The 13,735-nt window shown below is 40.7% G+C and carries 13 protein-coding genes; 6 read left to right on the top strand and 7 right to left on the bottom strand.

Going from position 1 to position 13,735, the window contains the following annotated elements; translation table 11 throughout:
* Positions 1-60: 60 nt before the first annotated feature.
* Positions 61-1,920 (top strand): methyl-accepting chemotaxis protein, encoded by a 1,860-nt coding sequence (locus L3V38_RS20275; RefSeq protein ID WP_237119642.1) that lies wholly within the window; start codon positions 61-63, stop codon positions 1,918-1,920.
* On the opposite strand, the gene mrcB is transcribed toward L3V38_RS20275, so the two are convergent.
* The 5 genes from mrcB to L3V38_RS12800 form a co-directional block, all read right to left on the bottom strand.
* Positions 1,883-4,207 (bottom strand): penicillin-binding protein 1B, encoded by a 2,325-nt coding sequence (gene mrcB, locus L3V38_RS12780; protein ID WP_130151011.1) that lies wholly within the window; start codon positions 4,205-4,207, stop codon positions 1,883-1,885. The genes L3V38_RS20275 and mrcB overlap by 38 nt on opposite strands.
* 85 nt (positions 4,208-4,292) lie before the next feature.
* Complete coding sequence (locus tag L3V38_RS12785; RefSeq protein ID WP_083515349.1) at positions 4,293-4,454, bottom strand: YqaE/Pmp3 family membrane protein; 162 nt, start codon at positions 4,452-4,454, stop codon at positions 4,293-4,295.
* A gap of 160 nt (positions 4,455-4,614) precedes the next feature.
* On the bottom strand, positions 4,615-5,844 hold the full coding sequence (locus L3V38_RS12790) for an ammonium transporter (protein ID WP_062570248.1): 1,230 nt from the start codon (positions 5,842-5,844) through the stop codon (positions 4,615-4,617).
* Between the two features lie 9 nt (positions 5,845-5,853).
* Complete coding sequence (locus L3V38_RS12795; protein ID WP_054554260.1) at positions 5,854-6,192, bottom strand: P-II family nitrogen regulator; 339 nt, start codon at positions 6,190-6,192, stop codon at positions 5,854-5,856.
* Between the two features lie 332 nt (positions 6,193-6,524).
* Positions 6,525-7,754 carry a response regulator gene (locus L3V38_RS12800; RefSeq protein WP_130151010.1) on the bottom strand — a complete coding sequence of 410 codons (1,230 nt, stop codon included), beginning with the start codon at positions 7,752-7,754 and terminating at the stop codon, positions 6,525-6,527.
* A gap of 241 nt (positions 7,755-7,995) precedes the next feature.
* Between L3V38_RS12800 and L3V38_RS12805 the strand changes: the two genes are divergently transcribed.
* The 5 genes from L3V38_RS12805 (at position 7,996) to serA (ending at position 12,755) form a co-directional block, all read left to right on the top strand.
* Positions 7,996-9,513, top strand: a complete 1,518-nt coding sequence (locus L3V38_RS12805) for a carboxypeptidase (RefSeq protein WP_062570246.1) — start codon at positions 7,996-7,998, stop codon at positions 9,511-9,513.
* Between the two features lie 116 nt (positions 9,514-9,629).
* Positions 9,630-10,193 carry a hypothetical protein gene (locus tag L3V38_RS12810; RefSeq protein ID WP_237119643.1) on the top strand — a complete coding sequence of 188 codons (564 nt, stop codon included), beginning with the start codon at positions 9,630-9,632 and terminating at the stop codon, positions 10,191-10,193.
* A gap of 13 nt (positions 10,194-10,206) precedes the next feature.
* Positions 10,207-10,803, top strand: a complete 597-nt coding sequence (locus L3V38_RS12815; RefSeq protein ID WP_237119644.1) for a 5-formyltetrahydrofolate cyclo-ligase — start codon at positions 10,207-10,209, stop codon at positions 10,801-10,803.
* Between the two features lie 54 nt (positions 10,804-10,857).
* Positions 10,858-11,511 (top strand): ribose-5-phosphate isomerase RpiA, encoded by a 654-nt coding sequence (gene rpiA, locus L3V38_RS12820; protein ID WP_237119645.1) that lies wholly within the window; start codon positions 10,858-10,860, stop codon positions 11,509-11,511.
* A gap of 14 nt (positions 11,512-11,525) precedes the next feature.
* On the top strand, positions 11,526-12,755 hold the full coding sequence (gene serA / locus L3V38_RS12825) for a phosphoglycerate dehydrogenase (RefSeq protein ID WP_130151005.1): 1,230 nt from the start codon (positions 11,526-11,528) through the stop codon (positions 12,753-12,755).
* 241 nt (positions 12,756-12,996) lie between these two features.
* Here serA and L3V38_RS12830 read toward each other — a convergent pair whose 3' ends face one another.
* Both L3V38_RS12830 and L3V38_RS12835 read right to left on the bottom strand, forming a co-directional pair.
* Positions 12,997-13,290, bottom strand: a complete 294-nt coding sequence (locus L3V38_RS12830; protein ID WP_054554253.1) for a HigA family addiction module antitoxin — start codon at positions 13,288-13,290, stop codon at positions 12,997-12,999.
* Complete coding sequence (locus L3V38_RS12835; protein WP_054554252.1) at positions 13,290-13,568, bottom strand: type II toxin-antitoxin system RelE/ParE family toxin; 279 nt, start codon at positions 13,566-13,568, stop codon at positions 13,290-13,292. Before L3V38_RS12835 ends, L3V38_RS12830 begins: the two co-directional genes overlap by 1 nt.
* Positions 13,569-13,735 lie beyond the last annotated feature (167 nt).

Below are 13,735 nucleotides of genomic sequence, written 5' to 3' on the forward strand. Positions count from 1 at the left end.
TGAATAAAAACAACGCAATCACAGGTCTACTCCTAATATAATTTCTAACTGGGTGTATCTGTGAATAATCTAATTAAACCTGCTGTTTTGTTAATGGGACAATTAAGTTACAAAGCAAAAATGTCGCTAATGTTTAGCATTTTAATTTTTCCTCTTTGTTTAAGTTTATTTTTTTTACTAAGCGTTTTAAGTAAAGGAATTGAAATATCACAAAAACAAAATCAAGGGGTTCAAATATATCCTCAATTACTCGCTAATTTACTCACTGCAAATCAAGCTGATAATATCAGTATTGCCCAACAAGCAGATTTTGCGAATACAGCCACTGGTGACGACAATATTTTAGAGATAGTCTCGATTGAGTCACAACTTGCTATTGTAAATGAGCTCAGTAGTAGCTACTTAAATCGCACATTAGTAACCGCTCTACCGCCTCTTATCACACATTTAAATAAAACCATACAAAGTGCAGAAACCGTGATATCTAATGGGCAGTTTTCGCCGAGTACGTTTATTACGTTATCCAACCAAGTTAAAGCACTGCCGCAGTTAGAGTCACAGTTTTTAATGAGTTTAAATACATCTTTAAATGCAAACGAAGAACTCAAAAACACCCTAACAGAACCCGCAACGCAACTTTCAAGCAGTATCAATGCACTTTTTATAGCATTAAACCAAGACCTGCTTGAGCCGGATGAAATTGCACTTACACGGCAGCAGCTTGCAAATTTAAAAGTAAATATTAATAGTAAAATTAATCACTTTATTACCCACAGTGAACCGGCTTTATCGGCAATGATATTAGCGCAATTAAAACAGCAACGTATGACCCGTCTTGTGGTTATCATTGCCGCTTTAATCAGCCTATTTATAGCAAGTTATTTGATGATGGGGTTTTACCGCTCATTAGTCGATACTTTAAAGCAGTTTTCTCGCGCAGCAACAGAGGCTGCAACAGGTAATTTAGGCGTGCGATTAGATTTAAAAGGCAAGGATGAGCTCAACTCAATAAGCTTACTATTCAATGATTTACTAAAATCGTTTACGGCGCTTATCAATAATGCTCAAAAAACCACTCACTCAGTAAGAAGTACCACTCAGCACGTATTTGAAAGCCGCAATAAAACGACCAATGATGTTACTGAGCAACAACAAAGCATTAGCGCTATTAATGACTCACTAGATAACATGAGCCAATCGGCAGAGCATGTTGAAAAAACTGCCTCGCACGCCGTTTTTCTCGCCAATAGCGCTGCCAAACAGGTTCAAAACAGCGCAAAAAATAGCGAGGAGTTAGCGCAACATATCGCACAATTACAACAAGAGTTTAACCAAGGGTTAAAGGCTCTGGATTCATTAGCGCAAGACACCTCAAATATTAGCCAAGTAAGCAAAGGAATTAGCGACATAGCTGAACAAACAAACCTTTTAGCCTTAAATGCTGCGATCGAAGCTGCAAGAGCCGGCGAGCAAGGACGAGGGTTCGCTGTTGTCGCTGATGAGGTTAGAACATTGGCAGGGCGAACTCAGCTACAAACAAAGGAAATACACGATATTATCGCTTCATTACAAAATGCATTGCAGTTAACACAGCAGAAAATGCAGCAAAGTGTCGAAAAAATGGAGCAAGGGGCAGCATCCGCTAACCAAACAAAAGCAAGTTTAGTTGCAGCCGTAAATACGATGGATGAAATCAGTCAACATGGTGAACAAATCGCGCAGTTAGTTGGTGAACAAACGAGTGCAACACAAGATGCTTTAAATGATGCCAAGCGGGTAAGCTGTTTAGCCGAAGAGACGCTTAAATCATCAAAAAATGCCTCAGCAAGCGCACACGATTTAACCGCGCTTGCTGAGCAACTTAACGATGCAATGAAAGCATTTAGCGTCGACAACTCGGACGAGGCTCAAACTCACTAGCTCGAATAGGCAGTTGCACCACTTTGCCGCAGCCAGGTGGTGCTTGCAGACCTGTTTCTTCATTTATGAACGCCCATCGAATAGAAGCTGGACGAGTATCTGCAATGGCTTCAGGGTTAAGCGGTTTTAAATAACGAATATAGGTTTCTAACGCACCAACACTCCCCGTCAGGCCGGTATTTTTATTATCGTCTCGACCAATCCAAGCAACGGTTACTGTATTTTGGTCAAAACCTGCAAACCAGCTATCTCGTAAGTCATTACTTGTGCCCGTTTTACCCGCTAACTGAATCGATGGAAAGTGGGCATTTAAACGTTTTGCTGTGCCATCTTTAGTTACTCGCTTCATCGCATATTTGGTCATATAAACCGATGCTTCATCAAATCGCTTTTGTGATTCAACATTATGCTTATAAAGTACTTTACCTACCGAATCAGTCAGTGCAGAAATTGATGTTAGCTCACGATACTGACCATCAGCAGCAAGTGTTGTATAAAGTTGAGCGACTTCAAAGCTAGACAACTCCAATGCCCCAAGTAGTAGTGATGGGTATTCATCGATGCTTCCTTCAACTCCTAATCGCTTCAAGGTCGTTGCAACTGTATCGACCCCTACATCTAACCCAGTATTTACCGCAGGTATATTGATACTATTACTAAATGCCTTATAAAGCGGCATCATGCCTCTAAATTGCCTATCAAAATTCTCTGGCTGCCAAATTTTTCCTTGCTCATTCGTTACTCTTAGAGGAGAGTCATCAACCAAAGATGCAAGGTTGAATTTGCCGCTTTCAAAAGCACTCAAATAAACAGCAGGCTTTACTAATGAGCCAATATTGCGCTTAGTATCTAATACTCGATTGAAACCAAAATAGCGAACATCGCGACCGGCAACTAAAGCTGACACGCCGCCTTTTTCAACGTTAACCGAGATCATCGCGGCTTCTAATTCTTCGGTTTTAGGACGTCTTTCAAGGTAAGGTAAGCTTGCCTCAACCGATTTTTCCATTGCAGTTTGTTTTTGTAAGTCGAAATAAGTGAAGACACGCACGCCAGCATCCAATACTTGCTGGTCAGGTAACAAACGCTTTAATTCGCGATTAACTAACTCTAAATAACCAGGATACGACTTCTGTAGGCTATCTTTCATAGGTGAAATATCAATTGGACGCTTTAACGATGCGCGATACTCACGTGTATTTATTAAGTTGTTTTCGACCATTAAGCGCAGTACTAAATCGCGACGCTCCATCGCACGTTCACTGTAACGGCGTGGGTTGTAGTACGATGGGCCTTTAACCATAGCAACCAGTAACGCAATTTGGTCATACTCTAGCTCATCCACAGGTTTAGAAAAGTAGAATTCAGCGGCAAGCCCCATACCGTGAACACCCTGATTGTATGATTGCCCTAGGTATACTTCATTTAAATAGGCTTCTAAAATTTCATCTTTGCTATAGCGGTAGTCTAATATCAATGCGATAAGTGCTTCATTAAACTTACGAACAAGAGAGCGTTCACGTGTTAAGTAAATATTTTTAGCGAGCTGTTGTGTTAAGGTACTTCCTCCCTGCACTGTTCTTCCCGCTTTGATATTACTGTATAGGGCACGCATAATAGACCATACCGACACACCGTGGTGCTGATAAAAATCTCTGTCTTCAACCACCAGCAAGGTGTCTTTTAACATTGCAGGAAACTTATCAAGTGGAACGAATTCACGATCTTGGTTCGAATCATTACCAATTCGCGCAATTTGCACAGGCTCCAAACGCGCAGAATTTAAGCGTCGACCAAATTTATCCTTAATAGTTGCTAATTTTTTTCCTGAAAAACGAAGCTCAATAACACGAGCATCTTCAAGCCCATCGTAAAATTCAAATTCGCGGCGATACACTTTAATGCTGTTAGATGACTTAACATACTGCCCTGTACGACTAAGCTTATTAACTGAAGAGTAGTTTAATCTGTTAAGCTCCCAAAGAACTTCTTGCTGTGATAAAAACTGCCCTGGGTAAAAGCTCATTGCTCGCGCGTATACCTGCGCAGGTAACTGCCACTTATTGCCCTCAAATTGACGCGTTATTTTTGCATCTAAATAAATAAGATACAGCACCATCGCAATCACAACAGCTAAGGATAACTTCCAAAAAATTGACCACGTTTTACGAAAAATACGCGACTTTACTGTCGTATTCGAAGAGGTTTTGCGTTTTTTAGTCGTTCGTTTAGTGGACGCCGTTTTCTTTGCTGGCGTTTTTTTAGCAGGAGTTTTTTTATCAGCCATTGAGTTCGCTATTGGTCAGTTAATTTTACAGGTGTAATCAGCCTCAATTCTATCACCTGTAAAATTAACAGTCACTTAAACTCGATTAGCGGGTACATAACCAAAGCGAGTGAATAACCGCAGGTATAAAAAATATAAAGCATAAAATAATATTAATAACTAAATCTTTACCAACACCGGCTTTTAAAAACACAGCCACAGGTGGTAAAAACAATGACAAAATAATTAATAACAGTTTGTTATCCATAGTATTCCCTTGTTGATTAAGTTATTTGAGCATAGTCAATATTGTTGAAATCGCCTATAAGAAAACACTTATTTTGAATGCAAAAAAGCCCTACCTGAGTAGAGCTTTGATTTGAACACACAATGATTATTGTATGTGCGTGCTTAAGCACGCACTAAAATTAGTTACTACGCACTGATACAAACTCAGGGTAAGCATCAATACCACAGTCATGTTGATCCATACCGTTTAATTCTTCTTCTTCGGTAACACGGATACCCATGGTATTTTTCAGAATTGCCCATACGATTGATGACGCGATAAACACAAACCCTAAGATACACACCAAGCCAATTAATTGATTAACGAAGGTTGCATCTGAGTTTGAAAGTGGTACTAACATGATACCTAATGCACCACATACACCGTGTACAGAAATCGCACCGACAGGGTCATCGATTTTTGCTTTATCAAGTGCAACAATACTAAATACAACCAGTGAACCGCCTAGTAGACCTAATAGACAAGCAAGTAATGGTGTTGGTGAAGCTGGCTCAGCCGTAATAGTGACAAGGCCTGCTAACGCACCGTTTAGTACCATAGTTAAATCAGCTTTCCCCCAAAGCACTTTACATACGAACAGTGCTGCAATAGCACCACATGCCGCTGCTGCGTTAGTGTTTAAGAAAATTTTACCCACAGCTGTTGCATTTTCAGCGTCAGAAACAAGCAGCTGTGAACCACCGTTAAAGCCAAACCAACCCATCCAAAGGATTAATGTGCCTAATGTGGCAAGTGGTAAGTTAGAACCAGGAATTGGGTAAATTTCACCATTTTTACCGTATTTACCTTTACGAGCCCCAAGGAAAAGCACACCTGCTAGCGCTGCCGCAGCACCTGCACCGTGAACAATTGCAGAACCTGCAAAGTCAACAAAGCCCATTTCAGATAAAAAGCCTGCGCCCCAAGTCCAATAGCCTTCAATCGGGTAAATGAAACCTGTCATTACAACAGTAAAGATCAAAAATGCCCATAACTTCATACGCTCAGCAACAGCACCAGATACAATAGACATAGCTGTAGCAACGAATACAACTTGGAAGAAGAAATCAGACTCTAATGAGTGATTTGCATCAGCTGCTTGCGTACCAATTAACGCACCAAAAGAAGGAACAAAACCACCTTCTGCGTTATCAACATACATGATGTTATAACCCACAAGTAAGAACATGGTGCAGGCGATCGAGAAAAGTGCTACGTTTTTAGTGAGTATTTCTGTTGTATTTTTTGCACGAACTAAACCCGCCTCAAGCATCGCAAAACCGGCAGCCATCCACATGACTAAAACACCCGACATCAAAAAGTAAAAAGTGTCGAGTGAGAACTTCAACTCTACAATCGTGTTTTCCATAAATCCCCCTTAAATTGCTTCTTCATCAAGTTCGCCGGTACGAATACGGACGATTTGGTCTAGGTCGTAAACAAAAATTTTGCCGTCACCAATTTTGCCTGTTGAAGCAATTTTCGTGATGGTTTCAACAACGCGTTGACAATTTTCGCTACGAGTTGCAATTTCAAGTTTAATTTTAGGAATAAAATCGACTTGGTATTCAGCTCCACGGTATAGTTCAGTATGTCCACGTTGGCGGCCAAAGCCTTTAACGTCGACAACTGTCATCCCCTCAATGCCTAAATCAGCCAATGCTTCACGCACATCATCAAGTTTGAATGGCTTTATTATTGCACTAATCATTTTCATAGTGGCCCCCTTCGGACGCTTATTGTTATCCTGTTGGCTTTAACAATCCAACCTTTGTGCCACTATTTTTTATTATTTATTTTCAATGATTTAAATACAATCAGCCACTTACAAACAAAAAAAATGCACCACAAGGGTGCATTTTTTTAACAATTAACCAGCACTGGTGCAATTCAAGCAATGAAACCTTGATTATAGCAAAGCAAACATTTCGTTATTTAATTATGCTTGGTAATTGCTCTGCATCCATGCAGCCGTAAAGTAATTATTTTTCAATCAATTAGAAACAGTTTTAATCTCTCAAAATGATTAAGTTTTATTGCGTATTGGTGCTATAAACGTACTACGCAGTTACGCTGTTGCTGTTTAGCTTGATATAAAGCTTTATCAGCTAAGCGCATTGCAGCTGTGAGTGAGACATGTTGAAATGCAGTCATACCAATGCTGATAGTAAGTGAATAAGGTTCGCCATTAATTGAAAACTGGTGCTCTGCAAGTTGTTCTCTGAAACTATTTAGCCTTGCCTCTGCTTTTTCAAGATCCATGTTGTCTAACACAACTGCAAATTCTTCCCCACCAATGCGAGCAATTGTGAAGTCGTCAAACTTGCTTTTTAAAAAGCTTGTTACTTGCTTTAATGCATGATCACCCGCTTCGTGACCAAACTGATCGTTAATAGTTTTGAAAAAATCAATATCGAGTAATGCAAGCACATTCTCTTGTTCGGTTTTCTTTAGGATTTTCTCGGCGTATTGATAAAAATAACGGCGGTTATGAAGCCCAGTTAAGTGATCTCTGTATGCACTTTCTTTAATGTCTGCGATTAGGGCAAGCTGTTCCATCGTCTGCATTACACGGCAATGAAACTCTTCATTCATAAATGGCTTGGTCAAAAAGTCATTGGCACCGTACTTGATAAAACGTGCCGATAAACCGTGCTTACCTGCGCCTGATAAACCAATAATAGCTAAGTCATCACGGCCTCGAAAATTACGCACTGCTTTAACAAGCTCAAAACCATCCATCGTTGGCATTGCATAGTCAGTGAGTAGCAGCTTAATTTCAGGATCATCTTTGAGCATTTGCAATGCTTGCTCACCATCATGGGCATCACTTACATTAAAAAGCTGCTTTTCTAGCATTTGCTTCATCAAGGTGCGGCTTAATACCGAATCATCGGCAACAAGTGCCTTTGAACCATGGTTTCTGAGTAATTGTGCAACAAGTTTAATGGCATAGTGGTATGAGTCACGATTATCTTTAACAACATAATCAACCACACCAAGTTCTAGCATTTGTTGACGAATGTATTCATCAATTTTAGACGTTAACACAACGGTAGGAATATTCTTTGATAAGGTATATTTAGCCACTTCACCGTTCATCGCATCAGGCAGTGTTAAGTCAACTAAAGCGAGGGTGTAGTCATGCTCAGCGATTAAATCTATGCCTTCCTGCAAAGACCATGCAAAGTCGACATCCACATCTAAATAGTGGGCAGATAAGTGACGTAACACTTGCTGTACTACTTTACTGTCTTCAACAACTAACACTCTTTGCATTGCAACTTCTCTTTTCTATGCACATGTACACAAATTACCAACATGCCAAATATACGTTATTTTTTAATCTAGCTAAATGATTAAGCAAAATATCTTTATTAAAAAGTACTTTTTTGTAATTAACCGCGCAGTTTACAGAATCTTCCTATTTAACAGCTATTATTGGTCACTAGTCTCAATAGTTTGTCTTCAAGCGAGCTTTTCTCTTTAATAGCAGCAACTCGAATAATAAGGAATCAACATGAAACTAGTTAGTTTTATTGGCTTGTCAGTAACAGCCCTAACTCTGACCTTCAGCACACCCAGCTTTGCTGATAATGAACGACGCATAGACGTCGACAGCAGTGTTGTTACAGAACATAAAGCACGTATTAACGGTGAGCGCTTCTCTTATACTGCAACAACAGGTACCCAACCAGTTTGGGATGAGCAAGGTAATGCGGTTGCAACGCTGCAATATACTTATTATACCCGCGATAAAGTAGACGACAGAACAAAACGCCCATTGGTTTTTTCATTTAATGGCGGCCCTGGCTCTGCGTCAGTGTGGATGCACCTTGCCTATACTGGACCTCGCGTATTAAAAATTGATGACGAAGGCTACCCAATTCAGCCCTATGGCGTAAAAGATAACCCATATTCAATTTTAGATGTCGCTGATATTGTTTATATCAACCCCGTAAACACGGGTTACTCTCGCGTTCTTGAAAACGATAAAGGTGAGTTACCAAGCAAAGCTGACCAACAAAAAATGTTTTTTGGTGTAAACGCCGACATCAAATACTTAGCAGAGTGGTTAAATACCTTTGTGTCACGCAACGAGCGCTGGCGCTCACCTAAGTTCTTAATTGGTGAAAGCTATGGTACAACTCGCGTTTCAGGCCTTGCTCACGAATTACAAAACCGCCAATGGATGTACATCAACGGCGTTATTTTAGTATCACCAACTGAAATTGGTATTAAACGCGAAGGTCCTGTAGAAGCTGCAAATCGTCTACCGTACTTTGCCGCAACGGCTTGGTACCACAAAGCCCTCAGCGCAGACCTACAAGCAAAAGACTTAGATGAGTTACTGCCTGAAGTTGAAGAGTTTACCGTTAATAAGTTCTTACCAGCAATTGCTAAAGGTGGCTTCTTGGCTGCCGATGAAAAACGCGCAATCATCAAGCAAGCAGCAAAATACGCAGGTTTATCTGAAAAGTTTGTTGAGCAAAACAACCTTGATATTCCAACTAACTTCTTCTGGAAAGAGCTATTACGCGAGCGCGGTCAAACGGTAGGTCGTTTAGATTCTCGTTATTTAGGTATTGATAAACGTGATGCAGGTGAATCACCTGATTACTGGGCAGAGCTTACCTCATGGTTGCACTCATTCACGCCAGCAATTAACTATTACCTACGTGAAGAGCTTAACTACAAAACAGATATCAAATATAACCTATTTGGCAATGTTCACCCTTGGGATCGTACTGGTAATAACACAGGTGAAAATTTACGTTTAGCGATGGCGCAAAACCCATACTTAAATGTAATGATCCAATCAGGTTACTACGATGGTGCAACCAATTACTTTGATGCTAAATACACAATGTGGCAATTAGACCCGAGCGGCAAAATGAAAGACCGCCTAAGCTTTAAAGGCTACCGCAGTGGTCACATGATGTATTTACGTCATGCTGATTTAGAGTCATCAAATAATGACTTACGTGAGTTTATCCTTAAATCACTACCAGCTGAAGGCAAAGCAGCTAAGTACTAACTAGACGATGACTCATTTAGAAAGAAAAAGCCCGTTTTACACGGGCTTTTGTTTATCCACTAATCTATTTGGGTATATACTCAAGTCATTGATTTAAGGAATTGGATAATCACAACATGGCTGAAAAATTTCGTGTGATGTTTGCAGGGCTAGAAGCCGGTGTTGATCAAGCACATGCTACTGAGCAACTTGCAGCAAAATTAAAAACAAATACAGATAAAGTAGCCGCTCTTTTTGAACATAAACCACTCTTTGCCCCTAGCGAACAAGAAAAAGCATTAAAGCAAGCGAAGCTATTAGCAAGCGTGGGGATTAAAGCAAAGCTCCAGCCAGTCAATCAAAGCCAAGTTAATCAACAAACGAATGCAAGTCTTGAGGCTAAACAACGCGATGAACGCATTTTTGATGCCTTAGATTACATTACAAGCAGCCTTATTCGCCTTGAAGAAAAGCTTGATGATCTAGAACAACGTTTGCCTGAGAGTGAGAGTACCAATCCACAAGATAGCGACGATAGCTGGCAAGAAGATGACTTACTGCTGGAAGAAGAGTTAACAGAGCCCGCTAAAAAACGTTCTAATACACTACTTTATTCACTCATCGCCATGGTGATTTTGTTATTAGCTATTCTTGGCGTTGTAGAGCTTTTTCCTGAGTTTTTCTCTTTTTTAGAAAGTTAACACCTATATTGACATGAGCAACACGCGAGCAGAAATTAGACAATCCATTCGAAAAAAGCGCAATTCACTGACTGTTGAACAACAAAAAAATGCAGCAATTGCGCTAAAAGTGAATTTTACTCAACACCTGAAATCACTAAAACCCGCTAAAAATGCCCATATCGGCATTTATTTCAGCAATGATGGCGAACTAGACACCTCATTGTTAATTAAAGAATTATGGATGCAAGAACAGCACTTATATCTGCCTATAATTCACCCCTTCAATGGCACAACTTTGTACTTTCAGAGGTATGAAGAAAATTCACCCATGACAGCAAACCGCTATGGTATCTTGGAGCCCAAGTTGAATTGCAGTCAAATATGTCCTTTAGACAAGCTTGATATTTTACTTATGCCATTAGTGGCATTCGATGATCAAGGTAACCGTTTAGGAATGGGCGGTGGGTTTTATGACAAAACGTTGGCACGGTATTACCAAGAAAACTGGCAAAAACCGATTTTGATAGGCCTTGCCCATCAATGTCAGCATGTTTCAGCATTGCCGATTGAATCGTGGGATGTACCGTTAAAACACATTATAACCCCAGAGAAAATCTACCAATGGTAAGCAAACTATTTGTATACTATAGGCCCTCTCTGACAGCTAACTGAGCACATAATTATGACGCAAGATGAATTAAAAAAAGCCGCTGCCTGGGCAGCTCTCGAGTTTGTAAATGAAAACACCATTGTTGGTGTAGGTACAGGCTCAACAGTCAATCATTTTATTGATGCACTGGGTACTGTAAAAGACACCCTTATTGGTGCAGTTTCAAGCTCTGAGGCTTCAACTGAAAAGTTAAAAGCACTGGGTATTGAAGTGTTTGAACTAAACGAGGTATCAAGCCTTGATGTGTATGTTGATGGCGCAGACGAAATCAACCCACACAACGAAATGCTCAAAGGCGGTGGTGCAGCGCTGACACGTGAAAAAATCGTTTCAGCAGTCGCAAAACAATTTGTTTGTATTGTTGATGAATCTAAAGAAGTTACAACATTAGGGGCTTTTCCACTACCGGTTGAAGTGATCCCAATGGCACGCAGCTATGTAGCTCGTGAGCTCGTAAAACTAGGCGGGGACCCTGTTTACCGTGAAGGTGTTGTAACAGATAACGGTAACGTCATTTTAGACGTACACAATTTAGATATCAGCAATGCCAAAGAATTAGAACTAACAATCAACCAGATTGTGGGTGTAGTAACAAACGGCTTATTTGCCCATCGCGGTGCAGATAAAGTCATTATCGGCACCAAAAATGGGCCGCAAATCAAGTAAATAGGAATGAGGATATGAGTAAGGTATCGTTAGCAAAAGACAAAATTAAAATTCTCTTGCTGGAAGGCGTGCATCAAAGTGCTGTCGAAACGCTTAAGCGTAATGGCTACAGTAATATTGATTACGTAAAAACCTCCTTACCTGAAGACGAGCTCATTGAGCGCATTAAAGATGTGCACTTTGTAGGACTTCGTTCTCGCACTCATATTAATGAAGCGGTATTAGAAGCAGCTGATAAGCTCGTGGCAATCGGCTGCTTCTGTATCGGTACTAACCAAGTCGATCTGCAAGGCGCCCGTGAGCGTGGTATTGCGGTATTTAACGCACCATTCTCAAACACCCGTTCTGTTGCAGAATTAGTACTAGGTGAAATTTTATTACTCCTTCGCGGTATTCCAGAGCGTAATGCTCTCGCGCACCGTGGCGGTTGGTTAAAATCTGCCAACGGTTCATTCGAAGCTCGTGGTAAAACATTAGGTATTATTGGTTACGGCCACATTGGTACACAGCTAGGGATCATGGCTGAAAACATCGGTATGAACGTTGAGTTTTACGATATTGAAGACAAGCTAACACTGGGTAATGCAACACAAGTTCATAACCTCACTCAGTTATTACAACGTGCCGATGTGATTAGCTTACACGTACCAGAAACACCGCAAACGAAGAACCTTATTGGTATGGCAGAGCTTGAAGTAATGAAACAAGGTGCCATCTTAATCAATGCGTCTCGCGGTACAGTTGTTGATATCGATGCACTAGCAGAATCACTACGTGATAAAAAGCTGAGCGGCGCTGCAATCGACGTGTTCCCTGTAGAACCAAAATCAAATGATGAAGAATTTGTATCACCACTGCGCGAGTTCGACAACGTGATTTTAACGCCACACATTGGTGGTTCAACACAAGAAGCGCAGGAAAATATCGGTATTGAAGTAGCTGGTAAACTCGCTAAGTACTCAGATAATGGTTCAACCATTACGGCGGTTAACTTCCCTGAAGTATCACTGCCTGAGCTTGCAAACCGTAGCCGCTTATTACACGTGCACCACAACCGCCCTGGTGTTCTAACGCAAATTAACCAAGCGTTTGCACAGCACGGCATCAACATCGCCGCCCAGTACTTACAAACTGACGAAGCGATTGGTTACGTGGTCATCGATGTAGATACCGACCACTCTGAAGTAGCCCTCAAAGAACTAAGTGCCGTTGAAGGTACAATCAGAGCACGCATTCTCCACTAATCATTCGCATATCGAATCATTAAAAAGCGCAACCAGTCAAACTGCTTGCGCTTTTTTGTTGTAACTTTGTAGGTTGGTCTAAGCAAAGCGAAAGCCACCAGCTCCAAGCTTGATCACTAAGTCAAAAATACCTCACCGTAGGCGTGAAATTTATTTCGCGCGATGGCTTATTTCTTATAAATAACACACAAAAAATTTCAGGTGAACAGCCAAAGTAGCAGCAAGCTTGTGATTATTCTCATTATGCCACTGCAAAACTAATAGGGTGTACCTTGGTAAGGTTAACGTTTTGTTTAGCTTGCCAAAGATTGTAATTATCCTGCATCGATAGCCAACTTTCAGGGCTTCTACCCAAAGCCTTAGATAATCTTAATGCCATTTCAGGAGTAATAGAGCTCTGCCCCTTAAGGACTCTGTTAAGAGTTGAAGGTGAGACATCCAACTGTTTCGCGACAAATCTACAGCTGTAACCGAAAGGCTCCATATATACATCGGAAATAAATTCACCCGGATGCGGTGGATTATGCATAGTCATTAGTGATAATCCTCGTAGTTTAATATGTAGGCGTTACCATCTTTGAATTCAAATGTTACTCGCCAATTACCATTTACAGTTATTGACCAAACACCATCTCGATTGCCTTTTAATGGGTGCAACTTAAATCCGGGTAAGTCGATATCTTCAATAATCGAAGCGGTATCTATAGCGGCTAGTTGCATTCTCAAACGGCGCTCGTGTTTGGCTTGAATCCCTGCTTTGCTTCCAGTCTCGAAGAACTTTTTCAAGCCTTTATGTTTGAATGTCTTGATCATTGCCAAAGTGTAGCGTGTTGCGCAACAGGTGTCCACTTAAAATGTAACCCCCCCTTACTTAGGGGGAATAGCCCGTGGGTTAAAATTTGAGGCGGAGCAAAAACCAACACGTTAATTAAAAGCTTTAAGCCGTAAATTTTAAACTCTAAGTCAAAACGGCTCACCCT

The organism is Pseudoalteromonas sp. L1 (assembly GCF_021728095.1).
GTDB lineage: Bacteria > Pseudomonadota > Gammaproteobacteria > Enterobacterales > Alteromonadaceae > Pseudoalteromonas.

Excerpts from the sequence above, each read along its gene's own strand:
- mrcB (WP_130151011.1), bottom strand. The coding sequence starts at position 4,207 with ATGGCTGATAAAAAAACTCCTGCTAAAAAAACGCCAGCAAAGAAAACG.
- L3V38_RS12785 (WP_083515349.1), bottom strand. The coding sequence starts at position 4,454 with ATGGATAACAAACTGTTATTAATTATTTTGTCATTGTTTTTACCACCT.
- L3V38_RS12790 (WP_062570248.1), bottom strand. The coding sequence starts at position 5,844 with ATGGAAAACACGATTGTAGAGTTGAAGTTCTCACTCGACACTTTTTAC.
- L3V38_RS12795 (WP_054554260.1), bottom strand. The coding sequence starts at position 6,192 with ATGAAAATGATTAGTGCAATAATAAAGCCATTCAAACTTGATGATGTG.
- L3V38_RS12800 (WP_130151010.1), bottom strand. The coding sequence starts at position 7,754 with ATGCAAAGAGTGTTAGTTGTTGAAGACAGTAAAGTAGTACAGCAAGTG.
- L3V38_RS12805 (WP_062570246.1), top strand. The coding sequence starts at position 7,996 with ATGAAACTAGTTAGTTTTATTGGCTTGTCAGTAACAGCCCTAACTCTG.
- L3V38_RS12810 (WP_237119643.1), top strand. The coding sequence starts at position 9,630 with ATGGCTGAAAAATTTCGTGTGATGTTTGCAGGGCTAGAAGCCGGTGTT.
- L3V38_RS12815 (WP_237119644.1), top strand. The coding sequence starts at position 10,207 with ATGAGCAACACGCGAGCAGAAATTAGACAATCCATTCGAAAAAAGCGC.
- rpiA (WP_237119645.1), top strand. The coding sequence starts at position 10,858 with ATGACGCAAGATGAATTAAAAAAAGCCGCTGCCTGGGCAGCTCTCGAG.
- serA (WP_130151005.1), top strand. The coding sequence starts at position 11,526 with ATGAGTAAGGTATCGTTAGCAAAAGACAAAATTAAAATTCTCTTGCTG.
- L3V38_RS12830 (WP_054554253.1), bottom strand. The coding sequence starts at position 13,290 with ATGACTATGCATAATCCACCGCATCCGGGTGAATTTATTTCCGATGTA.
- L3V38_RS12835 (WP_054554252.1), bottom strand. The coding sequence starts at position 13,568 with ATGATCAAGACATTCAAACATAAAGGCTTGAAAAAGTTCTTCGAGACT.